This window comes from Kitasatospora sp. NPDC051164, from assembly GCF_044455625.1.
In the GTDB taxonomy this organism is placed as follows: Bacteria; Actinomycetota; Actinomycetes; order Streptomycetales; family Streptomycetaceae; genus Kitasatospora.
In genome coordinates, this window is the sequence record NZ_JBITFB010000018.1 from 80,156 (window position 1) to 105,663 (window position 25,508).

General features: G+C 73.1%; 22 protein-coding genes and 1 pseudogene. 7 read left to right on the forward strand and 16 right to left on the reverse strand.

Going from position 1 to position 25,508, the window contains the following annotated elements:
• Positions 1 to 119 precede the first annotated feature (119 nt).
• Together ACIBEC_RS26260 and ACIBEC_RS26265 are read left to right on the forward strand one after the other, a co-directional pair.
• On the forward strand, positions 120 to 851 hold the full coding sequence (locus tag ACIBEC_RS26260) for a FadR/GntR family transcriptional regulator (protein WP_360497970.1): 732 nt from the start codon (positions 120 to 122) through the stop codon (positions 849 to 851).
• A 183-nt stretch (positions 852 to 1,034) separates the two neighbouring features.
• Positions 1,035 to 2,156, forward strand: coding sequence for a CynX/NimT family MFS transporter (locus ACIBEC_RS26265; RefSeq protein ID WP_396289026.1), 1,122 nt, complete (start codon positions 1,035 to 1,037; stop codon positions 2,154 to 2,156).
• Positions 2,157 to 2,315: 159 nt separating this feature from the next.
• On the opposite strand, the gene ACIBEC_RS26270 is transcribed toward ACIBEC_RS26265, so the two are convergent.
• The 7 genes from ACIBEC_RS26270 to ACIBEC_RS26300 form a co-directional block, all read right to left on the reverse strand.
• Entirely contained in the window at positions 2,316 to 3,032 is a 717-nt protein-coding gene (locus tag ACIBEC_RS26270; RefSeq protein WP_360497974.1) for an ABC transporter permease, read from the reverse strand.
• A gap of 94 nt (positions 3,033 to 3,126) precedes the next feature.
• Positions 3,127 to 4,044, reverse strand: a complete 918-nt coding sequence (locus tag ACIBEC_RS26275) for an ABC transporter ATP-binding protein (protein ID WP_360497976.1) — start codon at positions 4,042 to 4,044, stop codon at positions 3,127 to 3,129.
• 9 nt (positions 4,045 to 4,053) lie between these two features.
• A complete protein-coding gene (locus ACIBEC_RS26280) occupies positions 4,054 to 4,953 on the reverse strand; it encodes an ABC transporter permease (protein ID WP_360497978.1) in 900 nt (299 codons plus the stop codon).
• Entirely contained in the window at positions 4,937 to 5,992 is a 1,056-nt protein-coding gene (locus tag ACIBEC_RS26285; RefSeq protein ID WP_396288973.1) for an ABC transporter ATP-binding protein, read from the reverse strand. The genes ACIBEC_RS26280 and ACIBEC_RS26285 overlap by 17 nt, the downstream gene beginning before the upstream one ends.
• A 179-nt stretch (positions 5,993 to 6,171) precedes the next feature.
• On the reverse strand, positions 6,172 to 6,777 hold the full coding sequence (locus tag ACIBEC_RS26290) for a hypothetical protein (protein ID WP_396288975.1): 606 nt from the start codon (positions 6,775 to 6,777) through the stop codon (positions 6,172 to 6,174).
• A 159-nt stretch (positions 6,778 to 6,936) separates the two neighbouring features.
• Entirely contained in the window at positions 6,937 to 7,824 is an 888-nt protein-coding gene (locus ACIBEC_RS26295) for an LLM class flavin-dependent oxidoreductase (RefSeq protein WP_360497984.1), read from the reverse strand.
• A gap of 124 nt (positions 7,825 to 7,948) precedes the next feature.
• Positions 7,949 to 8,860, reverse strand: coding sequence for a serine/threonine-protein kinase (locus ACIBEC_RS26300; RefSeq protein ID WP_360497986.1), 912 nt, complete (start codon positions 8,858 to 8,860; stop codon positions 7,949 to 7,951).
• 85 nt (positions 8,861 to 8,945) lie between these two features.
• Here ACIBEC_RS26300 and ACIBEC_RS26305 point away from each other — a divergent pair, with 85 nt between their 5' ends.
• From ACIBEC_RS26305 to ACIBEC_RS26315, 3 genes are all read left to right on the forward strand, one after another.
• Positions 8,946 to 9,491 carry an RNA polymerase sigma factor gene (locus ACIBEC_RS26305; protein WP_396288978.1) on the forward strand — a complete coding sequence of 182 codons (546 nt, stop codon included), beginning with the start codon at positions 8,946 to 8,948 and terminating at the stop codon, positions 9,489 to 9,491.
• Entirely contained in the window at positions 9,488 to 10,336 is an 849-nt protein-coding gene (locus ACIBEC_RS26310) for a hypothetical protein (protein WP_360497990.1), read from the forward strand. Before ACIBEC_RS26305 ends, ACIBEC_RS26310 begins: the two co-directional genes overlap by 4 nt.
• Positions 10,337 to 10,430: 94 nt before the next feature.
• On the forward strand, positions 10,431 to 11,129 hold the full coding sequence (locus ACIBEC_RS26315; RefSeq protein ID WP_360497992.1) for a hypothetical protein: 699 nt from the start codon (positions 10,431 to 10,433) through the stop codon (positions 11,127 to 11,129).
• Positions 11,130 to 11,176: 47 nt separating this feature from the next.
• On the opposite strand, the pseudogene ACIBEC_RS26320 reads toward ACIBEC_RS26315, so the two are convergent.
• Positions 11,177 to 11,362, reverse strand: a pseudogene (locus ACIBEC_RS26320) (LLM class flavin-dependent oxidoreductase); the annotation flags it as partial.
• Positions 11,363 to 11,509: 147 nt separating this feature from the next.
• On the opposite strand from ACIBEC_RS26320, the gene ACIBEC_RS26325 reads away from it, so the two are divergent.
• Positions 11,510 to 14,170, forward strand: a complete 2,661-nt coding sequence (locus tag ACIBEC_RS26325) for a S53 family peptidase (RefSeq protein ID WP_360497994.1) — start codon at positions 11,510 to 11,512, stop codon at positions 14,168 to 14,170.
• A gap of 114 nt (positions 14,171 to 14,284) precedes the next feature.
• Here the strand turns inward: ACIBEC_RS26325 and ACIBEC_RS26330 are convergent, their stop codons facing one another.
• Positions 14,285 to 14,473, reverse strand: coding sequence for a hypothetical protein (locus ACIBEC_RS26330; RefSeq protein ID WP_360497996.1), 189 nt, complete (start codon positions 14,471 to 14,473; stop codon positions 14,285 to 14,287).
• Between the two features lie 178 nt (positions 14,474 to 14,651).
• On the opposite strand from ACIBEC_RS26330, the gene ACIBEC_RS26335 reads away from it, so the two are divergent.
• On the forward strand, positions 14,652 to 15,518 hold the full coding sequence (locus ACIBEC_RS26335) for an HAD family hydrolase (RefSeq protein ID WP_396288980.1): 867 nt from the start codon (positions 14,652 to 14,654) through the stop codon (positions 15,516 to 15,518).
• Between the two features lie 68 nt (positions 15,519 to 15,586).
• On the opposite strand, the gene ACIBEC_RS26340 is transcribed toward ACIBEC_RS26335, so the two are convergent.
• The 7 genes from ACIBEC_RS26340 to ACIBEC_RS26370 all read right to left on the reverse strand — a co-directional run bounded on the left by ACIBEC_RS26340 (position 15,587) and on the right by ACIBEC_RS26370 (position 25,356).
• Positions 15,587 to 16,516, reverse strand: coding sequence for a phosphate ABC transporter ATP-binding protein (locus ACIBEC_RS26340; RefSeq protein ID WP_360498000.1), 930 nt, complete (start codon positions 16,514 to 16,516; stop codon positions 15,587 to 15,589).
• A gap of 23 nt (positions 16,517 to 16,539) precedes the next feature.
• Positions 16,540 to 17,454, reverse strand: a complete 915-nt coding sequence (locus ACIBEC_RS26345; RefSeq protein ID WP_360498002.1) for a class E sortase — start codon at positions 17,452 to 17,454, stop codon at positions 16,540 to 16,542.
• Complete coding sequence (locus tag ACIBEC_RS26350; RefSeq protein WP_360498004.1) at positions 17,451 to 19,289, reverse strand: substrate-binding domain-containing protein; 1,839 nt, start codon at positions 19,287 to 19,289, stop codon at positions 17,451 to 17,453. Before ACIBEC_RS26350 ends, ACIBEC_RS26345 begins: the two co-directional genes overlap by 4 nt.
• 38 nt (positions 19,290 to 19,327) lie before the next feature.
• Positions 19,328 to 20,566 carry a phosphate ABC transporter permease PstA gene (gene pstA, locus ACIBEC_RS26355; protein ID WP_360498006.1) on the reverse strand — a complete coding sequence of 413 codons (1,239 nt, stop codon included), beginning with the start codon at positions 20,564 to 20,566 and terminating at the stop codon, positions 19,328 to 19,330.
• Positions 20,567 to 20,630: 64 nt separating this feature from the next.
• Entirely contained in the window at positions 20,631 to 21,662 is a 1,032-nt protein-coding gene (gene pstC / locus ACIBEC_RS26360; RefSeq protein ID WP_360498007.1) for a phosphate ABC transporter permease subunit PstC, read from the reverse strand.
• Between the two features lie 194 nt (positions 21,663 to 21,856).
• Complete coding sequence (locus ACIBEC_RS26365; protein ID WP_360498009.1) at positions 21,857 to 24,529, reverse strand: hypothetical protein; 2,673 nt, start codon at positions 24,527 to 24,529, stop codon at positions 21,857 to 21,859.
• A gap of 233 nt (positions 24,530 to 24,762) precedes the next feature.
• Complete coding sequence (locus ACIBEC_RS26370) at positions 24,763 to 25,356, reverse strand: hypothetical protein (RefSeq protein WP_360498011.1); 594 nt, start codon at positions 25,354 to 25,356, stop codon at positions 24,763 to 24,765.
• Positions 25,357 to 25,508 lie beyond the last annotated feature (152 nt).

The window sequence follows — 25,508 nt, forward strand, 5'->3', positions numbered from 1 at the left end:
GTCGCCGGTTCGGCGTTCACGCACTGTTCCCCACCAGTTGTAGGATGACCGGGCAAGCAGTTGTAGGATGACCCACGACTGGTCAAGGCGCGTGTTGCGGTGGCGAAGGGAGGTCCGGAATGAGCGGCGACGGCAGCGGCCTGCAGGCAGCCGGACGGCGATCCCTGGTGGACACCGCGATCGACCAGCTGCGCGAGCAACTGGCCGGCGGGGTCTGGCCGGTGGGGTCGCGGATTCCCACCGAGCACGAGCTGGCCGAACGGCTGCAGGTCGGGCGGAACACCGTGCGGGAGGCGATCCGGGTGCTGGTGCACGCCGGGATGCTGGTCTCCCGGCAGGGCGAGGGGACGTTCGTCCGCTCGACCAGCGACCCGGCGGCCGTCCTGCGCGGCGTCCAGCGTTCGGGCATCCGGGACGTCCTGGAGGTCCGCGCGGCACTGGAGGCCGAGGGCGCCCGGCTGGCCGCGCTGCGGCACACCCCCGAGGACATCCGGCGGATGCGGGCCGCGCTGGCCCGTGAGGCCGAGGTGTTCGCGGCGCACCCCGAGCGGGCGAGCCGCGAGGCCACCGTCGAGCACGACCTGGAGTTCCACACCGCCGTCGTCGAGGCCGCGCACAACCCCGCGCTGGCCGAGGTGTACCGCTACTTCGGCGCCTCCGTACGCGAGGCGATGACCTCCGCCTTCGGCGACCACGACATGCCCGAGGCGGTCGTGGCGACCCACGAGGCGCTGGTCGACGCGATCGAGAGCGGTGACCCGGACCGGGCCGAGGCGGCGTGTCGTGCGCTGCTCGCCGGCCCGACCGCGGCCGTCGAGCAGCTGCTCGCGGCCATCGCGGCCCGGAAGTAGGACGGCGCGAGCCTCCTCCCCCTTCCCGCCCGCATCCACGCACATCCGAGAGAGAACAGCACACCCATGGCCGTCACCCGTGCCCAGCAGCCGGTTGCCACCACCCCTGCCCCGCTCCCCGTCCGCGCCCGGCTGGCCCATCCGCTCCTGCTGCTGACCGGCATCCTGCTGGTCGCGCTGAACATGCGGGCCTGCCTGGCCGCGATCTCCCCGATGGTCAACGAGATCCAGCGGACCTTCGGACTCTCCGCGACCGCGAGCGGCCTGATCACCACCGTGCCGGTCCTGTTCCAGGGCGTCGGCGCCCCGCTCACCCCCCGGCTCACCCGCCGGTTCGGCGCCGAGCGGGTGGTGCTGGGCGCGGTGCTGGTGCTGGGCGCGGGCGTGCTGCTGCGGGTGCTGCCCTCGGTGGCGGCGCTGTACGCGGGCTGCGTGGTGATCGGCGTGGCCATCGCGGTGCTGAACGTGTCGATGCCGGGTCTGGTCAAGCGGGAGTTCCCGGACCGCGCGGCGACCATGACCGGCGTCTACTCGACCACCATGCTGGTCGGCGCGACCCTCGCCGCCGGCACCTCCGTGCCGCTGGAGCACGTGCTCGGCGGCGGCTGGCGGGCCTCGCTCGGCGCGTGGTCGCTGCTCGCGCTGGTCGCGGCGGTGGCGTGGCTGCCGCAGGTGCTGCGCAGCCGTCAGGAGCGGGGCGCGGTGGCCGCGGCGGCGGTGCCGGGCAAGCCGATCGAGGGCATCTGGAAGTCCCCGCTGGCCTGGCAGATCAGCCTGTTCATGGGCATCTCGTCGCTGCTGGTCTACACCCTGGTGGCCTGGATGCCGACCATCCTGGCCGACCACGGCATGGACCGCGGCCAGGCCGGCCTGGTCTTCGCCTTCTCCAACCTGGTGCAGGTGGCCGGTGCCTTCCTGGTGCCGCTGATGGCCGGCCGGATGACCAACCAGCGCGCCCTGGCGGTGACCATGGCCGCGCTGAACGGGCTGGGCATCGCGATGCTGCTGGTCGCACCGGTCTCCGCGGCGTGGCTGTCGGCGGCGGTCCTCGGCGTGGCCCAGGGCGGTTCGCTGGGCCTGGGCCTGGCGTTCATCGTGCTGCGCACCGGCAACGCGGCCGGTGCCGCCCAGCTGGGCGGGATGTCGCAGGCGATCGGCTACCTGGTCGCGGCGATCGGCCCGGTCGGCGCGGGCGCGCTGCACCAGCTCACCGGCGGCTGGGAGACCACCCTGGTGCTGATGCTGGTGCTGGTCGCGGTGGTCGGCGCGGCCGGCTGGGGCGCGGGCCGCAACCGTACGCTCTGAGGCTCTCCGCACGGCGCTCCGGACCACCCGACGGTGGACCGGAGCGCCGTTCGGCTTTCAGCCGTACGGTTCACGGCCGGGCCGCGTGCCGCCCTACGGCTCGCGGCTCTACCGCTCGCGGCCCTACGGCTCGCGGCCCTACGGTCTACGGCTCGCGGCTCACTCCTCGCCGGCCAGGGTCAGTCCGGCCAGCTTCACCGAGGCCAGCACCGTCGCCCCGACGGTGACCACCAGCAGCAGCGGGACGGCCGCCCCGAGGGAGACGTCGGCGCCGATCGCGGTGTCCCCGGCGACCGCCTCGGCCACCGCCCGGCCCCACTGCTGGACGCTCAGCGTCCGGGCGCCCTCGACGAAGTTGCCGACCACCGACTCCCAGATCAGGGCGTAGGCCAGTCCGGCGACCACCGCGTGCCGGGTGACCACGCCGAGCAGCAGGAACAGGGCGCTGTACGCGGCGCCGGCGACCAGGACCGCCACGGTGTAGCCGAGCACCATGCCGTCCCGGGTGCCGTACAGCAGCAGCCCGGACAGCAGGGTCGGGACGACCGAGAACAGCCAGGTGACGCCGGTCGCGACGGCCAGCTTGGTGGTGATGATCCGCCAGCGGGGCAGCGGCTTGGCGAGCAGGTAGACGATCGAGCCGTCGTCGATCTCGGTGGCGATGGCCCCGGTGCCGACCACCAGGCCGAGGATCGGGACCAGGGTGCCGAGGCCGAGCTGGCCGAGGATCTTGACGGTCAGGCCGTGTGCGTCGGCGCTCGACCCGCTCGCGATGGCGGAGATGAGCAGCAGCAGCGCGGGGACCACCAGCAGCAGGAGGCCGCGGCGGCGGCCCAGCAGCCCGCGCAGGGTGAGCCTGGCGACGGTGGGGTTCATGGTCGGTCGGCCCCTTCCTGGGCAACGGCGGTCAGGGCGGCGGTCAGGGCGGTCCCGGCGGTCAGGGCGGCGGTCCCCGGGGTCACGGCGGCGCTCACGCGGAGACCAGGTACGAGAAGACGCTCTCCAGCGACTCGTCGGCCGGGGAGACGGTGTACAGCCGGATGCCGGCCTCCCGGGCGACCCTGGGCAGCAGGGTGGTGAAGCCCTGGAAGTTGACCGCCTCGATCCGCAGGGCCCGCTCCCGCTCGTCCACCTCGATGCCGGTGGTGGAGCCGTCGGCGATCAGCGCGGCGGCGAGCCGGCGGTCGTCGCTGGAGCGGACCAGGTAGCGGTGCGGGCGGTCGGTCATCAGTCGGCGGATCTTGCGGAAGTCGCCGGAGGCCGCGTGCCGTCCGGCCACCACGACCTCGATGTGCCGGGCCAGTTGTTCGACTTCCTCCAGGATGTGCGAGGAGAACAGCACGGTGCGGCCGTCCGCGCCGAAGCGGCGCAGCAGTTCCATCAGCTGGAGCCGCTGGCGCGGGTCCATGCCGTTGAAGGGCTCGTCGAGCAGCAGCACGGCCGGGTCGTGGACCAGCGCGGAGGCCATCTTGACCCGCTGCTTCATGCCCTTGGAGTACGTCCCGGTGCGACGATCCTTGGCGTACGCCATCTCCACCAGGTCCAGGGCCCGGCGGGCGGCGGCGCCCGGCTGGGGCAGGCCGTGCAGTTCGGCGTTGGCGAGGACGAACTCCCAGCCGGTCAGGTAGTCGTACATCGACTCCCGCTCGGGAACCAGGCCGATCTGCCGGTACACCTGCTGGTTGCGCCAGATCGGCACGCCGTCCAGGGTGACCGCGCCGCTGGAGGGCGCGAGGAAGCCGCTCATCATGTGGATGAGGGTGGACTTGCCCGCGCCGTTGGGCCCGAGCAGGCCGGTGATGCCGGGGCCGATGACCATGGTGATGTCGTTGACCGCGACCACGTTCCCGAACCAGCGGGAGACCTTGTCGATGCTGATGGTGGCCATGCCGCCCTCTCAAACCTTCTTGTAGCGGCTCAGCAGCAGCCGGTAGGAGCCGACCACCAGGGCCGCGGCCACGAGTGCGAACACCGCCGTGCCGAGCCCGCCCGGGGCGTACCGGCGGTCGAGGCCGGCGCCGAGGTCGAACACCTCGTTGACCAGCGACTCCACCAGGTTGGTGGGCGAGATCAGCGAGGTCCACTGCGCGGCGTCGGAGCCGGTCGTGCCCGGGTTGCTGATGCCGACCGCGATCCCGGCCACCGCGGCGCTGATCGCCAGGTAGCCCATGATGGCGGCGACCCCGAAGCCCCGGCGCGGGGTGGCGGCCGCGATCACCAGTGCCACCGAGGTCGGCACCAGGGCGTACAGCACCGCCGCGGCCAGGCCGTAGAGGAAGTGCCCGGTGTTGTACGAGAAGTCCATCCCGCCGAGCAGCGCGCCCAGGTACAGCACCAGCAACGGGGCTGCCATCAGCAGCAGTTGGGCGCAGACCATGGCCGCGAACTTGGCCCGGACGTAGTCGGTGCGGGTGATCGGGCGGGAGAAGTAGAGCGGGACGGTCTGGTACCGCAGGTCCCGGGAGAGCAGCACCGGCGCCTGGGAGGCGAGGAAGACCGAGACCACCAGGTTGAGGCTGGCGAGGTAGCCCGCGTACTCGACCGGCAGTTGGTCGCGCTTCAGGGTGATCGCGAGCGCCACGATGATCACGGCGGGCACGGTGACCACGCCCAGCACCAGCATCGGCAGCACCTTGGACTTGCCGGAGCGGCCGAGGCCGTACGCGGCGCGCAGGCTCTGGGTGAAGAGCGAACGGGTGGCGTAGCCGCGGCCGAGCCGGGGGCCGGTGTAGCCGCGGTAGCCGATGTCGTGGATGACGCCGGTGTCGGCGGGCCTGGTCTCAGGAGGCAGCGACATCGTCCGTCCCTCCCTTGCTCTGCTCGGTGGCCCGGGTGTCGTCGGCCCGGGAGTCGGGGGCCCGGGTGCCGTCGGCCGGGGAGGTGAAGAGTTCGGCGACCCGGTGCCGACGCTGTTCCAGCCGGACCAGGCCGAGGCCCAGGTCGGCGACGGTGTCGCGGATGGTGTCGTACGTCGACTCGTCGGCCAGCCGGACCAGCACCAGGTGCGAGCCCTCCGGTTGGACGTCGATGCCGGCGGCGGCGAGGCGTTCGCGGAGCGCCGTGCCGGGTTCGAGGGCGTGGTCCTGCGGGTGGTCGGTGACCTCGACCGCGAGGACCGCCGTCGCCTCGGTGAAGGAGGCGGTGGAGGAGGAGCGCAGCAGCTTGCCGCCGTCGATGACGACCAGGTGGTCGCAGGTGCGTTCCAGCTCGCCGAGCAGGTGGGTGGTGACCAGCACCGAGATGCCGAAGTCGGTGTGCACGCGGCGGATCAGCGCCAGCATCTCGTCCCGGCCGGCCGGGTCGAGGCCGTTGGTCGGCTCGTCCAGCAGCACCAACTTGGGGTCGTGCACCAGGGCCTGGGCGAGCTTGACCCGCTGCTTCATGCCGGTCGAGTACCCGCCCATCGGCCGGTACCGCTCCTCGTGGAGGCCGACGTGCCGCAGGGTGTCCGCGGTGCGCTCACGGGCGGCGGTGGCGGGCAGGCCCGCCATCCGGGCCATGTGCACGACGAACTCGGTGGCGGAGACGTCCGGTGGCAGGCAGTCGTTCTCGGGCATGTAGCCGACCCGCTCGCGGATCTCGGAGCCCCGGGTGGCGATGTCCAGGCCGAGGACCTCGCCGCGGCCGGAGGTCGCCGGGGCGAGCCCGAGCAGGATCTTGATCAGTGTGGACTTGCCCGCCCCGTTGGACCCGACCAGCCCGACCACCCCCGGCTGCACCTCGACGGTGAGCTGGTCGAGGGCGGTGACCCGGGGGAACCTCTTGGTGAGGCCGTCCGTCTTGATGACAGCTGTGGACACGCCTTCAACGTAATGGCCCTGCGCGGCAGGGGTCATGAGCTGGAATGACGAGCCCGTCTGCTGCTGCGGTATGACGCGCGGGCCGATCTCCCCTAGGGGTAGGGGGGATCGGCCCGGGGTCAGCAGCCCGCCGTCAGGGGTGCAGGTCAGGCGGGCGGGTCAGGCGTGCGGGGTCAGGCCCGCCGGATCAGGAGTGCCGGATCAGGAGTGCCGGATCAGGAGTGCGGGCGCTCCCACAGCTCGGTGACCTTGCCGGAGGCGTCGAGCGCCAGCTTGTAGTCGCCGGCCGAGCAGGGGTACGAGCCCTTCTCGTTGTGCGGGGTCGCGAGGCACTCGGTGATGTGCTTGACCAGGTCGGCCACGTTGACGTCCTTGGGCGCGGCGATCACCGACCGGAGGTGGCCCTTGGCGGCGGGCGCGAACGCGGCGGTCTTGTCGGGGCCCACCGGGTCGAAGCCGACGTCGTCGACGCCGCAGACGTCCTTGGTCTCCTTGTAGACCAGGTTGGTCGCGGTGGTGCCCTTCACCGGGTAGATCCACTTCTGGCCGGCCGGCAGCGGGTCGTGGGTGCAGAAGCCCTCCTCACTGCCCGGGGTGCCGGACGGCGCGGGCTTCCCGGTGCCGGCCGGGGCGGCGGTGGGCGAGGCGGGAGCCGCGGCGGTCGGGGCGGCGGACGCGGTGTTCGACCCGCTTCCCGCGCCCTGGTCCGACGAGTTGTCCGGTCCGCAGGCGGCCAGGCCGAACGCGGCGGTGGCGACCAGAGCGGTGGCGAGCAGTCTCCTGGATGCAGACATGAAGAAGGAACCCCCGTTGTAACGCATGATCAGATTGAAGGTGCGGCGGACAGACTAGCGCCTCGTCCCGACGCCCTCCGGGGCCCTCCCTCCCCGTCCCGCCCGCCGACGCCCCACCCGGCCCGCCGAAGGGCCCCGTCCGTCCCGCCGGAGCGCCCGGGGCGTCGGGCGCTCCGGCGGGAGGGGTCAACCCAGCTGCGCCAGACCCTCGGTGGCGATCCGCTCGAAGACGGCGAGGTCGTTCTCGAAGATCGAGTCGGGGACCGGCCAGTGGACCACCAGCTCGGTGATGCCCAACTCCCGGTAGGTGCCCGCCCAGTCGACGAAGGCGTCCACGGACGCCAGCGGCTTCTCCGCCGTCGAGCCCTGGAGCAGCACCTTCTCCAGCGTGGCCACGTCCCGGCCGGTCTCCTCGCAGGCCGCCGTGAGCTTCCCGATCTGCTGCGCGATCACCCCGGGCGCCTGCTCGACCGGCACGTCCGCCGGGCCCTTCGGGTCGCCGTACGTGACCCAGCCCTGCCCGTACTCGGCGGCCAGCTTCAGGCCGCGCGGGCCGGTCGCGGCGACGTAGAACGGCACCCGCGGCGTCTGCACGCAGCCGGGGATGTTCCGCGCCTCGACCGCCGAGTAGTAGGTGCCCTCGCGGGTGGTGGCGTCCTCGCGCAGCAACTCGTCCAGCAGCGGCAGGAACTCGCCGAACCGGGCCGCCCGCTCCTTCGGCGACCACGCCTCCTGGCCCATCGCCGTCGCGTCGAATCCCGTGCCGCCGGCCCCGATCCCCAGGGTGAGCCGTCCGCCGGACACGTCGTCCAGCGTGACCAGTTCCTTCGCCAGCGTCACCGGGTGCCGGAAGTTCGGCGAGGTGACGAGGGTCCCGAGCCGTAGCCGCTCGGTGGCGGTGGCCGCCGCCGTCAGGGTCGGGACCGACCCGAACCACGGCTCGTCGCGGAAGGACCGCCAGGACAGATGGTCGTAGGTGTACGCGGCATGGAAGCCGAGGTCCTCGGCCCGACGCCAGATCTTCTGCCCCTCGCTCCACCGGTGGATGGGGAGGATCACCGTGCTCAGTCGCATGGCAACGACCCTACGGCAGCCGTCAGCGGCCGACGCCCTCTGACCGGACGACCTCTTTGCCCCGTGATGAAGCCGGTACGGAGCCCTGGCCTGCGGGATTCGCAGCAGTCGGGGCAACGCGGATTCAACGCTGCAGCCAGCTCAGCAGGGTCGTCGCCGTGAACACCGTGCCCGACGCCAGACAGACCGCGCGCGGGGTCAGCCACCCGGGGCCTTCCAGGGGCTGGGACTGCGGGACCGGAGCCAGCAGCGCGTCTGCGAAGGCCTGGGCGGTCGGCGGTCGGTCCGCCGGCTCGACGGACATCGCGGCCCGTAGCAGCACGGCGACGTTCGGTGGGAGCTCCGCTCCGGCTGGGAGCGCCGGCAGCGTCGAGGCGGACTGCCGGTCGGTCATCAGGGCTGTGGCGCGTCCGCCCGGACCGAACGGCTTCTGCCCGGTCAGCAGCTCGTAGGCCACGACGGCCAACGCGTACACGTCGGCCCTCCCGTCGAACCCACCGGTCTGGAAGGCCTGTTCCGGTGCCATGTACGCGGGCGTGCCCGTGGTCACCGTAAGCCCGGATGCGTCGGCCAGTTGCTTGGCGCTGCCCAGATCCGCCACCAGCACCGCGGCGGGCGCAGGGCCGGCGGCGAGCAGCAGGTTGGACGGCTTGACGTCGCGGTGCACCACGCCCGCCTCGTGCAGGACCTGGACCGCGTAGCTCGCCTCCGCGGCCAGCCGCAGCGCCTCCTGCGGGTCGCACTGCCCGACCCGGTCCGCCAGGGTGCCGCCGCGTACGTAGTCCATGACGAAGTAGGGCCGGTCCTCCTGCACCCCGACGTCGTGCACCCGGACCACCCGCGGGCTGGCGATGCGGCGCAGCAGCCTCGCCTCCGCCAGGAACCGCTCGCGCACATCGGCGTTGGCGGCCCAGTTCTCGGCCAGCACCTTCACCGCGACCTCGGTGTCGAGCTCCGGATCGTAGGCCTTCCAGACCGTCGCGAAGGAGCCGGCTCCGAGCCGCTCCAGGAGGAGGTAACGGCCGAGCTTGCGCATGTGGCAGCATTCTGCCGGAGTCGGGGGGAGTGCGGAACTCCCGTTCGACGAGCGGGATGCCAGGCGGGACGAAACGGGGGATCCGGTGTTCGAGGACGGCGGGCTGGAACGGCTCGTGGCGGCTGCTCAGGCAGGGGACCCGGGGTCGATGGAGCACCTGCTGGCCAAGCTGCGGCCGGTGCTGCTGCGCCGCTGCTCGCGCTTCCTGCCCCACCACGCCGACGCGGAGGAGGCCGCGCAGGACGCGCTACTGTCCATCAGCACGCACCTGGGCGAGTACGGCGGCCGCGGCTCTTTCCTGGGCTGGGTGACGGTGATCGCCTCGAACGCCGCCCGGTCCACCTACCGCTCGATGCGCCGGCGCGCCGAGGACAGCCACGCCGACCTCCCCGAGTCCGTCGACCCGCGCACCACCAGCGTCATCGCCGGGACCCGGCTCGACCTGATGGAGGCGCTGGCCGCGCTGGAACGACAGCACCCCACCCTGGTGGAGGCCTTCGTGCTGCGCGACCTGTGCGACCTGACCTACGTCCAGGTGGCCGAGGAACTGGACGCCCCGTTGGGCACGGTCAAGGACCGTATCCACCAGGCCCGCCGCTTCATGCGCGAGCGCCTGGTCACCGGTCTGTGAACGACGGTCCCGCGGCGGGCGGCGGCCGCGCCGTCGTCCGGCCCCGGTCCGCCGTCGCCGCCCTGGTGGCTGCGGTCGTGCTCGGGCTGGCGACCGGCCGATTCGTCCTGCCACCGCCCCCCGGCGCCACCGCGCACCCGGCAGCGCGCTCGGGTGCCGCGGTCGGCGGGGCATCCCAGGGCGCGTCCGCTCTCGCGACGCCCGGTGTGCCCGTCCCGACGCCCGCGTCCTCGGCCTCCGGCTCCGCCTCGCCGACCGGTGCGACCGGGCCGGTGACGACCGCGAACCTTCTGGAACCCGCGGCGTTCAGCCCGGACGTCGCCATCGGGCAGATCCACGTCACCGACCGGTACGGCGACGGAATTTACGCCAACGCGGCCTGCTCCGGCGAGAAGACCCTCACTCAGACCCTGGGCGGGCCCGGCGCCCACTTCCGCGGGCTGATGACCAGCCCCCACACCAACCCGGACGACCCCACGCTGGCCGCCGCCGGCGTCGACCAGGTCGCCCGCGAGGTCGCCGCCGATGCCCCGAGCCCTTCCCGGGCGCAGAACTTCACCGAGCGCCTGCTGCTGGAGGAGGTGCCCTGCCAGGAGGAACAGCCAGGGCACTGGATTTACGGAAGGACCACGACGGTGCGACTCGCCCCGGACGTCACCGCGAGCTGGATGGGCACCTACCAGGGATCGCTCAACACCACCGGCAGAGCGCCCGAGGGCAAGGAGCCCTGCGGCGGCATCGCCGTGCTGCGCAGCGGCAACCACTACGGGGTGCTGGAGGTCGATGCCTGCCTGGGCACGGCCGCGATGGATCGCGTCGTCAGGACCGCTCTGTCACAGCTGTGAAACAGCCGGTCAGGGCTCCAACTTTCCCTCCCCCGGCGGCATCTCCCCGGTTGTACGAGGACGCAGCAGGCGTCCCGACCAGCAGGGGGACCAGATGACCGAGAACCAGACCGTCCAGCAGAAGTCCGTTCGCCGCAACCGGATCGCCGCCGCGGCCTGCTTCGCCGCCGCACTGATCACGGCCGGCGTCGTCGGCACCCAGTCGGCCGCCGCCGACGGGGCCGCGCACAACGCACCGCACCGCACCGCGGTCGCCGCCCACCCGGCTGTGGTCGCCGCGCCCGGACTCGGCTCCGCCGACCTCGTCCAGAGCGAGGACTTCCAGCAGGGCCTGAACCCGGTTGGCGCGACCGTTGCGCTGACCGGACGCCAGGCGCTGTCCGCGTGCTCCGGCGAGGAGACGATGCGCGACCTGACCAAGGACAAGGCCACCGCGTACGCGTCCGTGACCTGGACCTTCGACACCGATGGCCGGCTGTTCGAGTCGGCCGCGAGCGCCCCCACCGAGACCGCGGCCGCCACCTGGGAGAAGCAGCTCGTCGCGCTCGTTCAGGACTGCCAGGACGAGCCCGCCGGCCACTGGCACTACGGCGCGGCCCACACCCTGACCGTCACCGGCGGCACCGCCCACTGGTACCCGGCCTACAACGGCGACGGCACCGTCAGCGGCGGGGTCGCGGTCCTGCGCAGCGGCACCAAGGTCGCCATCGTCGAGCTCACCGGCCGCCCCACCGACGCCCCGGCCCGCGTCGAAGGCATCGCCACCGCAGCACTGAACCGCCTCTCCTCCTGAACGGCCGGGCCGCTCCGCCCGCGCCGCCGGGCGGAGCGGGCCCCGAACTCGGTCGCCGTGGCGGCGGCGGTCAGGGTCGGGACCGAGCCGCACCGGGGCTCGTCCCGGAAGGTCCGTCAGGACAGGTGGTCGTAGGTGTATGCAGCGTGGAAGCCGAGGTCTTCGGCCTGACGCCGGATCTTCTGCCCCTCGCTCCACCGGTGGTCGGGGAGGACCACCGTGCTCAGTCGCACGCCGACGACCCCACGGGAGGCGAGCCGGGGGCCTCCGCGCGCGGCGAGGGGGGTATTCGGTTGCGGAGGTGTCCGCACGGCCTGATAGAACTCCGGTCGGACCTTCGTTCGAGAGTCCATCGAATCATCAAATTGGGGGGAGCGCGGATGTCCCATCCGACGCCACACGCCCGGCCGGTGTGGACCGCGAGACCACTGTCCCGCACGGCCGTCCTGGCCATAGCCACCGCGGCCCTGGTCACCTACGCGGGCCTGCCGGCCGCCCACGCCGACGCTCCGACGACGCAGCGCGTCGGCACCGTGCCGACCGCCCCGGGGAACGCCACCAAGACCGCCGCACCCGCGGACGACACGCCGGTGCAGCTGAGCGTGCACCTGAAGTCCCGCAACGAGGCCGGCGCCAACGCGCTCGCCGCGGCGGTGAGCGACCAGGCGTCGCCGCAGTACCACCACTTCCTGCAGACCGGTGAGTTCGCGCAGCGCTTCGGCGCCGACCCGGCCACCGTCGCCAAGGTCAGCCAGGCCCTCAAGGCCCAGGGCCTGAAGCCCGGCGCGCTCGCGGCCGACGGCCTGACCATCCCGGTCGCCACCACCGTCGCCGAGGCCAAGAAGTCCTTCGACGTGGACCTGGCCGGCTACGCGACGCCCGACGGCCGGACCGGCTTCCTCAACACCGCCGCCCCCGCCGTGCGTTCCGACGTGGCCGGGGCGATCACCGGCGTCGTCGGCCTGAACACGCTGGCCCAGGCGCACAGCAGCCACGTGATCGGGGCCACCGGCCAGGGCGGCGCGGGGCTCGCGCACCCGGCCGCGACGCCCGCCGCGACCGGCGGCTACCCGGCGATGTGCACCGGCGCGGCCTCGCAGTTCCCGGGCAAGACGGACGGCAAGGACTACTTCAGCCCGTCCGCGCTCGCCTCGGCCTACGGCCTGAACGGCATGACCGACGGCGGCTTCGGCACGACCGTCGCCGTCTTCGCGCTGGAGGACTACTCGGACGCCGGTCTGAGCACCTTCCAGTCCTGCTACGGCACCAACGCCTCGGTGCAGCGGGTCAAGGTCAACTCGGGTTACCAGGCCCCGCCGACCAACAACGGCGTCGGCGTCGAGACCGCGCTGGACATCGACACCGTCATCGGTCTCGCGCCCCGCGCGAACGTGCTGGTCTACCAGGGTCCGGACGCCTCGCGCGCCACCCAGGTGGACATCCAGAACACCTACCGCCAGATCGTCTCGGACAACCACGCCCAGGTGGTCACCACCAGCTGGGGCGTCTGCGACCAGGTGATGTCGGGCAGCGACCTGTCGGCCGAGCGCGACATCTTCCTCCAGGCCGCGCTGCAGGGCCAGACCGTGGTGGCGGCCTCGGGTGACGACGGCTCCAGCGGCTGCAACTACCTGGCGAACGCCGGCGCGCCGGCTTCCGTCACCAACCTGCTGAGCACCTCCGACCCGGCGAGCCAGCCGCTCGTCACCGGTGTCGGCGGCACCACCCTGAGCAGCAACGGCGGCGCCGTCTCCGAGTCGGTGTGGAACCACAACGGCGGCGCGAGCGGCGGCGGCGTCTCCCGCTGGGCCCTCAGCACCTCCTACCAGGCCGGCTACTACGGCCCGGGCTACACCAACCGGTGCCAGGGCGCGGCCGGCACGACCTGCCGCCAGGTCCCCGACGTGGCCGCCAACGCCGACCCGTCGACCGGCTACGTGGTCGCCACCGGCGCCGGCTCCTGGATGATCATCGGCGGCACCAGCGGCTCCGCTCCGCTCTGGGCCGCCATCACGGCGCACCAGAACAACCCGGGCTGCAGCGGCCGGGTGGGCTTCATCGCCCCGGCGTTCTACTGGGCCGCGAAGAACGGCATCAACGCGCTGCGGGACGTCACCTCCGGCAACAACGACATCGGCATCCAGGGCGGCCTGTACTGGGCCGGGCAGGGCTACGACATGGCCACCGGCCTGGGCACCCCTGACGCCGACAAGGTGATGAAGCTGGTCTGCAACCCGAACGCCGGCTACGACCGGACGATCGAGGTCGTGGAGAACGGCCAGCTGCACGAGGTCTACACCGACGTGACCGGCTGGCACGACGGCGCCGTCCCCGGCGTCACCGGCCTCTCCGCGCTGAGCTTCACCTACAACGCCAACGGCAACCGGGTGATCGAGGCCATCGAGAACGGTGAGCTGCACGAGATCTACACCGACGCCACCGGCTGGCACGACGGCGTGATCCCGGGCCTGTCCGGCATCACCGCGATGAGCTTCGGCTTCAGCCCCTCGGGCGACCGCGTGATCGAGGCCATCAAGGGCGGCGAGCTGCACGAGATCTACAGCGCCTCCGACGGCTGGCACGACGGCGTGATCCCGGGCCTGTCCGGCATCACCGCGATGAGCTTCAGCTACAGCCCCTCGGGCGACCGCGTCATCGAGGCCATCAAGGGCGGCGAGCTGCACGAGATCTACAGCGCCTCCGACGGCTGGCACGACGGCGTGATCCCGGGCCTGTCCGGCATCACCACGCTGAGCTTCAACTACAACTCCGCCGGTGTCCGCGTGATCGAGGCCATCAAGAACAACCAGCTGCACGAGGTGTACAGCGCCTCCGACGGCTGGCACGACGGCGTGATCCCCGGTGTCGGCGGCAACATCACCGCCCTCTCGGGCAAGATCGCCCCGGGCGGTGACCGCGTGATCCAGGCCATCGAGGACGGCAAGCTGCACGAGGTGCACAGCGCCGACGGCAACTGGTTCGACGGCCTGCTGCCGGTCAACAGCACTAACGTGACGGCCCTGTCGCTGGCGCTCCACTAGGACGACGCGCTCAGGAACCCGTGAAAGGGGCCTCCCGGCAGCTCGCACCGCGAGCGGCCGGGAGGCCCCCGGCGTTTCCGGGCACCGGCGCGCCCCGACGAAGACGAAGGGGCCCTACGGGTGCGGGCGGGTGCGCTGCGCCGGGAGGCTGGGGGCCTCGGTGCGGCGGGCGAGGTCCGCGAGGGTGTGGAAGAGGACGTCACCGAGCAGGACCGGGTCGCGCGAGGTGTCGGGCTCGTCCGGGCCGCAGGGGCCAGGACGGACGGTCGGGGGCGGCTGGTCACGGAGCTGGCGAGTGGGCATGGCTCTTCCTGCCGACGGGGTGGCCGTGGGCAGTGCCTGCCCGCCGTACGGTGCCGGGACACCCCGGGCGGGGGCGGATCGGCCGGAAACGGCGTACGAAGGGCCGGATCGGGGCGCGCCCGGCCCCCTGGGCACCTCCGGACCCGGCCCCGACCGCGGCGGTGACCGGGCGGCGCCGATGGGCGAAGATGGACCGGTGACCGAACCCCGTAGCGCTCCGCGCCTCATCGCCACCGACCTGGACGGCACGCTGCTCTGCTCCGGCGGCACCGTCACCGACCGCACCGCCGCGGCGCTGGCGGCGGCCGAGGCGGCCGGGGTGCAGGTGGTGTTCGTGACCGGGCGGCCGCCGCGCTGGATGCAGCAGGTGAGCCCGCACATCGGCGGCCACGGGGTGGCGATCTGCTCGAACGGCGGCGCGGTGGTGGACGTGCGGCGCGGCGAGCTGCTGGAGTCCTTCCCGCTGCCGGTGGAGACCACGCTGGCGGTGGTCGAGGTGCTGCGGGCCAAGCTGCCCGGCACCGCGTTCGCCTTCGAGTACCCGGGCGGCTGGGCCCGCGAGGCCGACTACGCGGTGCCGATGTGGGGCGACGACCTGGGGCAGGCAGTCGGCTCGGCGGAGGAGCTGCTGGGGGCCGACGGGCCGGTCCGGGGCCTGTTCAAGCTGCTCGCCAAACACCCGGAACTCGACCCGGACACCTTCCTCACCCAGGCCCGGTCGGCGGCCGGGCACCTGGCCGAGATCACCCGCTCGGCGCCGATCCCGCTGCTGGAGATCAGCGCGCCCGGCGTCACCAAGGCCAGCACGCTGGCCCGTTGGTGCGCCGGACACGGGATCGACCGGAGCGAGGTGGTGGCCTTCGGCGACATGCCGAACGACCTGGAGATGCTGGCCTGGGCCGGCACCGCGTACGCCGTCGCCAACGCCCACCCGCAGGTGCTGGCGGCGGTGCCGCTGCACACGGTGAGCAACGAGCAGGACGGCGTCGCGGCGGTGCTGGAGGAGCTGCTCGGACTCGGCCGGCCGAGCAGCCCCACGCGGTAACGCCGTCAACGCCCTTGCCGCCCTTGACGCCCTGAGCGCCGCTGACGCCCTCGACGCCGCTGACGCCCTTACCCGAAGCGCCCGTTGACGTAGTCCGAGGTCCGCTGGTCGCGCGGGCTGCCGAAGACCTGCTCGGTCGGCCCGGCCTCGACGATCCGGCCCGGGGTGTCATGGGTGGCCAGGAAGAACGCGCAGGTCTGCGAGACCCGCTGGGCCTGCTGCATGTTGTGGGTGACGATCACGATGGTGAGCCGCCCGCGCAGTTCGGCGATGGTCTCCTCGACCCGCCGGGTGGAGGTCGGGTCGAGCGCGGAGCACGGCTCGTCCATCAGCAGGATGTCCGGCGAGACGGCCAACGACCGTGCGATGCACAGGCGTTGCTGCTGCCCGCCGGAGAGCGCGCCGCCCGGGGTGTGCAGCCGGGTGGCGACCTCGTCCCACAGGCCGGCGCGGCGCAGGCTGGTCTCCACCAGGTGTTGGCGCTCCTCCTTGGACACCTTGATCCCGGCGAGCTTGAGCCCGCTGGAGACGTTGTCCTGGATGGACATCGCCGGGAAGGGATTGGGCCGCTGGAACACCATCCCGATCCGGCGCCGCACCTCGGCGGGGCGCCGCCCGGGCCGGCAGACGTCGTCCCCGTCCAGCAGCACCTCGCCGGCGAGGGCGGCGCCGCGCACCATCTCGTGCATCCGGTTGAGGATCCGCAGGTAGGTGGACTTGCCGCAGCCGGACGGGCCGATCAGCGCGGTGACCCCGCCGGCCGGCATCGCCAGCGAGACCCGCTCCAGCACCTTGCGGCTGCCGAACCAGGCGGAGACGTCGCGGGTCTCCAGCCCTGCCAGCGGCTCGCCGTCGGCCGACCCCTCGGCGTGCGGGGCGGCGTGCGGGGCGGGGGCGACCGGGGGGAGGGTGAGGGTGTCGGCGGCCGGGTCGGTCGCCGGGTTGTCGGCCAGTGGTGCGTGGGCCAGCGGTACGTCGGCCAGTGGTGCGTCGGTCATCGGTACGGTCCTCCGGGCGCGCGTCAGTAGAGGTTGGGCAGCAGGGCGGCGGCGTTCTCGTAGACCGCCCAGAGCAGCGCGCCGACCACCGGCGCGAGGCTCAGGTACGCGGCCGAGCGCCGCCAGTACCGGGCCAGCACCAGCGCGCCGAGCACCGCGCCCAGCAGGCCGAGCGACCACAGCTGCAGCGTGGCCAGCGCGCCCTTGTCCGCGGCCAGCGCCTTGTCGTACGGGACGGTCGCGGGCCGGCCGCCGGGGTTCTGCTCGGGGGCGCCCTCGAGCCGGGCGCCGATCAGCACGGTGGAGCCGGGGATCCAGTCGGAGTCGCCGGTGACCAGCACCAGCCGGTTGCGGGCCTGGTCGCCGATCGGGTGGTCGCCGTCGCCGTACACGTTGACGGTGTAGGTGAACTTGCCCTGCCCGGTGGTGGCTTCGATCCTGTCGCCGACCCGCAGCCTGGACAGTTCGGCGAACGGCGCGCCGAAGGTGGCGCCGCGGCCGAAGACCACCGCGACGCCGCTCTGGCCGGGCAGCGCGGTGTCCCGGCGGTGGCCGGGGCCGCGCATCAGGTCCCGGCCGGTGGTGCCCTCGACCACGACCGCCTGGTGCAGGCCGATCGCGGGGATGTCCAGCAGGGCCACCGGGTCGCCGTCGGCGGCCGCGCCGGTCGGGGCGACGGCCCGGGCCAGCCGGTCGCGGAAGGTCTTGTACGCGGTGGACTGGTAGTGCTTCTCCTGGACGTGCGAGAGCGTGAACAGGTAGCCGACGAAGCCCAGCACCAGCGCGGCCGCCAGGCTGACCGCCCAGGCGCCCTGGAGGAACCGCCGCCGCCCGGGCGGGCCGGCGGGCCGGGCCGGGGCGGCCCCGGTGGCGGCGGGCGGCGGCGCGGCCGCGGGTGCCGGCCGGGCGGTCGGCTTCTCCAGCACCGGGGCGGTCACGAGGTGCCGCCCGAGCCGTTGCGGCGGCGCAGCAGACGGCGGCCGAGCAGCGGCGGGACGAGCACCACGGCGAGCAGTTCCACCGCGGTGAGGGTGGACAGCGTCCAGTCCTCGGGCTTGCCGCTGACCTCGACCACGTTGGCCGCCACCTCGGTGGCGCCGCCGCGGCCGCGGGCGACCACCTGGCCGGTCTGCGGGTCGATCACGTCTCCGGTGCCGTCACCGCCGCCGGGCGCGTCGGGGTCACCGGCGGCCGCACCGCCGGGCGCGTTCGGGTCGCCGCCGGCGGTGCCACCGGCCCCACCGGTGCCCGCACCGGCCCCGGCGCCGCCCGTACCGCCCCCGGTCCCGCTGCCGCCCCCGGAGCCACCGGTGCCGGACCCGCCGGTACCACCGGTACCGCCTGCGGCACCGGCCGCGCCGCCCGCACCACCGGTGCCGGAGCCGGAGCCGGAGCCCGAACCGGTCGGCGTCGCCTTGCCGCCCTGCACGACGCAGTTGAGCGGCGCGCCCTGCTTGTCGCACTCGCTCGGCTGCGGCGCGTTCTTGAGGACGGTCAGCTCACCGGCCGAGTTGAAGGTCGGGTTGGCGCAGTTGGCGAGGGTGTCCGGGTCGACCGGGCTGGCGTTGCCGGGAATGGCCTTGGTCTGCAGCAGACCGCCGCGGACCAGGCCACGCGGGATCGGCGAGTACCCGAGGTCGTCCGCCTTGCCCTGGCCCTCGCACAGCACGTAGGCGAGGAAGCGGCTGAGCGCGGAGCCCTTGTCGTTGTTGAAGCGCGGCGGCGGGGGCTGGGCGGCTCCGGCGCGCGGCACGATCAGGTAGCTGTAGCTGGAGATCGGGTAGGCGCGCGGGTCGTTCATGGTGTAGACGCCGTCGAGGTTCTGCTGCAGGTAGTTCGGGTCGTTCGGCGGGGTGCTGTCGTCCACGCCGCGGACCTTGGCGGCGGTGAGCGCGACGGCGACGTTGGAGGCGGTCGGCAGCGCGTAGTAGCCGGCCGTGTTGAGCACCTTCACGACCGGCCAGTTGCTGCGCTTGGCGAAGGCGTACTCGTCGTAGCCGATGGTGCCGAGGTTGGACGGGGACTTGATGTAGCCGGCCACCACGTCGGAGCCGTTCTGGGCGACCATCCGGCCGGACTTCGGGAAGAACTCGGTGTAGTCGCCGCAGTTCACGCCGTTGACCGAGGTGCAGTAGGCGTCCCACTGGTCCTTGTGGGTGTGCTCCATCCAGCGGGTGAACTGCGCGGTGGCGCCGGAGCCGTCGGAGCGGATCACCGGGGTGATCTGCAGGTTGGGCAGGAGCTTGCCGTAGTCGGCGGTGATCTTCGGGTCGTTCCAGTTGGTGATCTTGCCGGTGAAGACGTCCACGATGGTCTGCGGGGAGAGTCGCAGGTCGGTGACCCGCTTGCCGCCGACCACCAGGTTGTACATGAAGGTGGTGCCGCCCGCGGTGATCGGCACGTAGGAGAAGCCGAAGACCGGGTTCTCCTTGCTGCCGGTGCCGGAGGCCTGGCCGCCCTGGCCCACACCGGTGTCCGGCGCGGACCGGAACGGCACGTCCGAGGCGGTGAAGTCGTCCTGCCCGATCGACCACTGGGTGCGGCCGGCCGCCGAGCCGACCGGGTTGAAGTTGATCTGGATGCCCTGCGGGGACACGTCCTGCCGCCACTGGTCGATGGCGGGGCCGGCCCAGCTGGAGCCGTCCGCGCTCAGCGACACGGAGGCCGCGTGGGCCGGGGTCTGCCCGAGCAGCAGGGAGGCCGTGGCGAGCGACAGGGACAGCGCCCCTGCCAGCAGCCGGGCCATGGAGCGCCTTGCGGCCTCCCGGAACATGTGAACTCCTCTGGGACGGAGGGTGGTTGGTCGGGGCATCACTGCTGCGCCCGCGGCCGGAGGGCGTACGGGCGGGTGGCGGCACGGGCGGCGGCCGCCTCCAGGCGGCGGGCCTCCCGGTCGATCCGGCGCTTCTGGGCCCGGGTCAGCTGCCCGGGGCGGCGGCCGCCGATCACGCGCGCGGTGACGAAGAGGATCAGCACGACGCCCATCAGGGTCAGGCCGGCGGCGAAGCCGCGCGCGACCATCCCGTCGTACGGCTGCTTGACGTAGTTCCAGATGTACAGCGGCAGCGAGACCTGGTGCTCGTCGAACGGGCTGCCGTTGAACTGCGAGGTGAACCCGGAGGTGAGCAGCACCGGCGAGGTCTCGCCGACGCCGCGCGCCATGCCGAGCACCACCGCCGTCACCAGGCCGGGCCGGGCGGTCGGCAGCACGACGTTCCACACCGTGCGCCACTGGCTGCCGCCGAGCGCGTACGAGGCCTCGCGCAGGGTGCCGGGCACCAGCCGGATCACCACCTCGGCGGCCCGGGTGACGATCGGCATCATCATCACGGTGAGCGCGAGCGAGGCTGCGAAGCCGCTCTTCTCGAAGCCGAAGGTGATGATCACGACGCCGAGGATGAACAGGCCGGCCACGATGGACGGCAGCGCCGTCATCGCCTCGACCAGGGTGCGCACCGGGCGGGCCATCCGGCCGCCGACCTCGGACATGAAGACGGCCGCCGCGATGCCCAGCGGAACGGCGAACAGCGTTGCCAGGCCCAGCTGTTCGAGCGATCCGACGACCGCGTTCAGCGCGCCGCCCGAGGAGAGCGGGTCGAGCGGGCCGGTGTGCTCCATCGACTCGGTGAAGAAGTTGAGGTGCTGGGCCGCCTCCCAGCCCCGGCCGGCGACGTAGCCGATCTGGTCGGCGATCAGCCCGACCACCAGCAGCCCGGAGCTCCAGGCGACCACGGCGACCAGCCGGTCCCGCACCATCATCGGGTGCCACTGGAGCCGGCCGAGCAGGTAGTAGCCGGTCAGGAAGAACAGGTACCAGCAGACCAGGAAGCCGAGGGCGCCGCTGAACGGCAGCACCCGCTCGTACAGCACCCAGTCCAGCGCGAGCGAGCCGGCCGACGCGCCCGCCACGGTGAGGACGTCGTCGCGGGTGACGCCGCCGATCCGGAGCTTCTTCTCGGGGCGCGGGGCGTCGACCGCGGCGGGCCCGGCGGGTACGGGGCCTCCGGCAGGCCCGGGCGCCGTGACCGGCGGCAGGTCGAGCGTGGTCATCGGATGGTCCCTTCACGGTTCGGGTGACGGCGTGCCCGGCGGGCGGGCTGGCGGTTCGTCACGGTCAGTCCGCCGTCGCGGCGCCGGAGCGCGAGCGGTTGATGACGATCCCGGCCAGCACGTTGACCAGCAGGGTGAGCGCGAACAGCACCAGACCGGCGGCCATCAGCGCGGAGAGCGACAGCGAGTCCGACTCGCCGAAGCGCAGGGCGATCAGCGCGGAGATCGAGTTGGCGCCGTTCTCCAGGATGTGCGTGATGACCTCGAAGTTCGGCGAGATGATCAGCGCGACGGCGATCGTCTCGCCCATCGCGCGGCCGAAGCCCAGCATCACCGCACCGATCACGCCGCCCTTGCCGAACGGCAGGACGACCGCGCGGACCATCCCCCAGCGGGTCGAGCCCAGCGCGTACGCGCCCTCCCGCTCGCCCTGCGGGGCCTGGGAGAACACCTCCCGGCTCAGCGAGGTGATGATCGGGATGATCATCAGGGAGACCACCACGCCGGCGATGAAGGTCGAGGACGTGTACGAGGTGCCGATGTCGCCGATGCGCACCTTGAGGAACGGGATCGTGTCGCCCAGGTGGTTGGCCATCCAGCGGACGAAGCCGATGATCCGCGGTTGGAGGAAGAACAGGCCCCACAGGCCGTAGACGATGCTGGGGATCGCCGCCATCAGGTCGATGAGCGAGATCAGCGCGGCGCGCAGGCGCACCGGCGCGTACTCGGAGATGAAGATCGCAGTGCCGAGCGCCACCGGGACGGCGATGACCAGCGCGATCACGGCGATCAGCAGGCCGTTCGGCAGGACGGCGGCGATGCCGAAGTTGTGGGCGGCGGTCTGCCACTTCTGCTCGGTCAGGAAGGACCAGCCGACCGCGCGCAGCGCGTCGGTGCCGCGCAGGACCAGGAAGAAGGCGATCAGTCCCATGATCGCGAAGACCGAGAGGCCGGCCAGCCGCAGCACGCCGCGGAACACCCGGTCGCCCGGGGTCGCGGGGGCGGTGATGGCGCGCGGGACGTCCTGCTCGGGGCCGTGGTCGGGTTGGCGTGGCACCCCGGCGTACGGTGCCGCGGGCTCAGCGGCGGATGTCATGGTCTGCTCTCCGTGCTCGGTGACGGACGTGCTCGGTGACGGACGTGCTCGGTGACGGACGTGCGGTGACGGCCCTGCTCGGGAACGAACGTGCGCGGTGACGGCCCTGCTCGGTGACGGTCCGGGGCGCTGCCTCGGTGGACGGCGAAGCGCTCGGCGGGGCCGGAACGGGCGGCCCCGCCGAGCACGGCTTCCTACCTGCGGCGCAGCCGCGACCACTGGGTGCGGGCGCCGGCCAGCACCTTCGCCCCGGCCGGGGTGCCGCCGAGGAACAGCGCGGCCGGTCCGCCGACCAGCAGCACCAGGCCGGCGATCAGCGCGATGGGCAGCAGCAGCCGGGCGGTGCCGGGCCGGTCGGGCACCGGGGTGCCGACCGGGGCTGCGGCGAGCGGGGCGGCGGAGGGGTTGGCGGAGGGGTTGGCGGTCGCGCCGGGCTTGCCGCCGCCGGCCGCCGCGGTGCCGGGCGCCGCTGCGCCGCCGGCCGTGCCCGTCCCGGTGGAACCGGTGCCGGAGAGGCCGCTGCCGGACAGGCCGTCGGAGGACAGGACGTCGGAGGACCTGGCGCCGGTGCCGCCGGAGTTGCCGTCCGCGGTGGTGCCGCCGGTGCCGGCTTCGTTCACCGCGGTGGTGCCGCCGGTAGTGCCGCCGGAGCCGGAACCGCCGCCGTTCCCGCTCTCCGGGGCGCCCTGGTCGGTGCCCGGGGTCGTCGGCGCGGTCTGGTTGCCGGGCAGCTTGCCGTCCTGCGCGGCGACGTGCTGCACGGCCTCCTGGGCCTGCTGCCGCTGGGCGCCGGTCAGCGCCAGGTAGCCCTGGGCGAGCTGGCCCGGCCCGAGGCCGTAGGTCTGGCCGTCGGTGGTCACCGTCTTCAGGAACTGCGCGATCGCGGCCGCCTTGTCGGCCGGCACGCCGCCGGTCGGCACCATCGCGTACTGGACGACGCTCAGCGGGTACGCCCGCTGGTCACGCGCGAAGGCGGTGTCGGGCGTGCCGTACGGCAGCTGCTGGACCCCGGTGGCGGCGTCGGTCGGCATGTCGGCCAGCGCGGCCTGGAAGCCGGCTGTGGAGGGCGCCACGTAGGAGCCGGCCGGGTTGAGCAGCGCGGCCTCGGGCAGCGAGAACGCCTTGGCCTGGGCGGTGTCCATGATGGCGAGCATCGCGCGCTGGCCGACGGCCTGCGTGGCGCACGGCTTGTGGCCGTTGGTGGCCGGGTCGACGTTCGGGTCCTGGCAGTTCGGCTGGCTCTGCATCAGGTTGCGGGCCACCCGACCGACACCGTCGAGGGAGGGGTTCCACTCGTACTGCTTCCAGTGCCGCAGGTCCACGCCCGTGCTGTCCTGCTCGGGTCCGGTGAAGTCCTGGGTCTGGAAGGCCTCCGCCGGGTAGCCGGCGAACTTCGGCTTCAGGTAGAAGCTGTCGACGTGCATGCCCCACGGGTCCGGCTCGCCGTCGAGGAAGCGGGCCGCGTCCGGGTCGGCGGCCACCCACGAGGTCGTCAGGTAGGTGAGGTCGGTGGTGCCGCCGGGAACGCCGGGGTAGATCGTCAGGATCCCGCCGCAGCTGGTCGGCCAGTGGATCCCGTTGGCCGCGGTCTCCGGGTTCAGCTGCTTGAACTCCGGGTCGGTGAAGAGGCAGACCGGGTTTCCGGCCACGGAGGGGATCGTCGCGCCGGGCGAGGCGTAGGACTGGGTCAGCAGTTTGGCCAGCAGCCGGGCGTTCAGCCTCATGTCGCGGATCTGGCGGCCGGTGGTCGGATCGTCGACCACGTAGGTGACCGAGATGCCGGTCGTGGCGAGCGGGGCGTAGACGTACGGCCGCGGGGGCGGTGAACCGTCCGGGCGGGCCGTCAGCGCGACCTCCGTGGTGCCGCTGCCGGCCAGGAACGCCGCGCGGGCCTGCGGCTCGCCGCCGGCCGGGACGTAGCCCACGGTCATCGGCGAGCTGCCCAGGCACAGCCCGGCCCGCCACTGCTGCATGGCCCGGTTGGCCATCTCCAGCCCGGCGGCACCGAAGGCCTGGGCGCTCGCCGCGCAGGAGTCCGGCGTGGCGGCGAAGCTGAGCGGGATCACGGTCCGGTGCTTCCAGGCGCACTGCTCGCTGGTCCGGTTGCCCGTCTTCCAGTTCTGGAAGGCGGGGCCGGGCTTCATGATGCCGTCAGCGGCGGTGTAGCCGTCCGGGTCGTCGTCCAGGTCGTGGAACTCGCAGTCGGCCCCGCCGTCGTGGACCTGGAAGAGGTCCAGCGGGTCACCGCCGTAGTTCGGCTCGACCACCAGGGAGCAGGGGTGGGTCGCGTCGCAGCCGAGTGTGGCGCTCTCCTTGGCGCTCCACACCTCGATCGAGGCGGTGCCGGAGCCGTCCGGCCCGGTCGCGGCGATCACCTGGTTGGTGGGCCATTCCGGTGTCTCCAGGCGGGTGGGACGGGGCGGCTGCTCGAAGCCCTTCGACCGGTCGCCGCCGTAGAGCGTGCTGCCGTAGCAGTCCGTCACCTCCGGGTCGGTGCCGCGGCACTGGTAGACCCGCACCGCGTAGAGGATGACGTTCGACTCCTTCTGCGCCACCGCGACGGGGGCCTTGGAGCCCAGCCAGACGGTCGGCGTGAAGCCGCTCCAGGAGACCTGGAGCACCTGGTTGGTCAGGTTGGCCGTCTGGGAGACCGTCACGCTGCCCTCGGGGCCGTACTGCTTGGTGGCCGGGATCCAGACCTTCGGGCCCTTGACCGTGACGGCCGAGTCGGCGTGCGCCTGCGGCACCGCGCCCAACCCGATCGGAACGACGGCGAGCGCCGCCACCACGGCCCAGACGAGCGCCAGGGCCGGCAGTCTACGGCGCCACCGCCCTCGGCCTCTCGGGTCGGGTACGCGGTTTCTCATGGCGAGGCCTCCGGGAGGTGCGGGCCGCCGGGGGAGGCGGCGCGAGGACGTCGATCGCGCTGGGGACGGACGGTCCCGTGCGTACTATTCGGCCAGCCGGATGTGGCGGGATCCGGTCGGCCAGGTGTACGAGACCACAACGCGGCGACTCCGTACCGGAGTTCAGAAATCCGCAAGCGGCTGGCCGGCGCCGAGGCGCAGGCCCGCCGACCTGCGGTCCGATGCGGCGCCGCTCAGTGCGCCGGGGTGTAGGACAGCGCGAGCGAGCCGATCTGCTGGCCGGCGGTGAAGTAGGTGGTGCCGAGCTTGGCGTCGAGGTAGTTCGCGCCCTCCGCGTCCACCTGGAAGCTGGAGGAGTTCAGGCTCTGGGTGAGGCCGGTGCGGTTGATCACGTTGTCGCCGGCCGGGTCCAGCAGCGGCACGGGCGTGGTGGAGCCGTTCGGCACGGCGGTGAAGTAGCCGTTGGCGACCGAGAAGTCGAACTGCTTCAAGGTCACGCTCTTGCCGGTGGCGAGGTTCAGGAAGAGCAGGCCGCCGCCGAACTGCACGTCGCCGTAGAAGGCCGGGATGTTCGCGGCGCCACCGCTCACCGGGAGGGTCACGGTGAGCCCGGCGTTCGGGTCGAACGCCGGGTTGGCGGGCTGGAGCGGAATGACCACGATGCCGTTGCGCGCGGCGTTCGACAGGAAGGCCACATCGGTGGTGATCACGGCCTGACCGGCGGCCGGCGTGGTAGTGGTGTCCGCGACGGCCGCACCGCTCGCTGCGGTCACGGCGAGGACGACGGCGGCGCCGGACGAGGCCAGGCGGGCGCGCATTCTGGACATGCTGGACTCCTTGGGAGAGGGAGGGGTGATCGGTCCTGCCGATCGGCCCGGGGGGGGGGGGGGGGGGGGGGCCGCCCGCCCCCGCGGGGGGGGGGGGGGGGGGGGGGGCGGGGGGGGGGGCGCCGGGGCGGGGGGGGCGGGGGGGGCGGGGG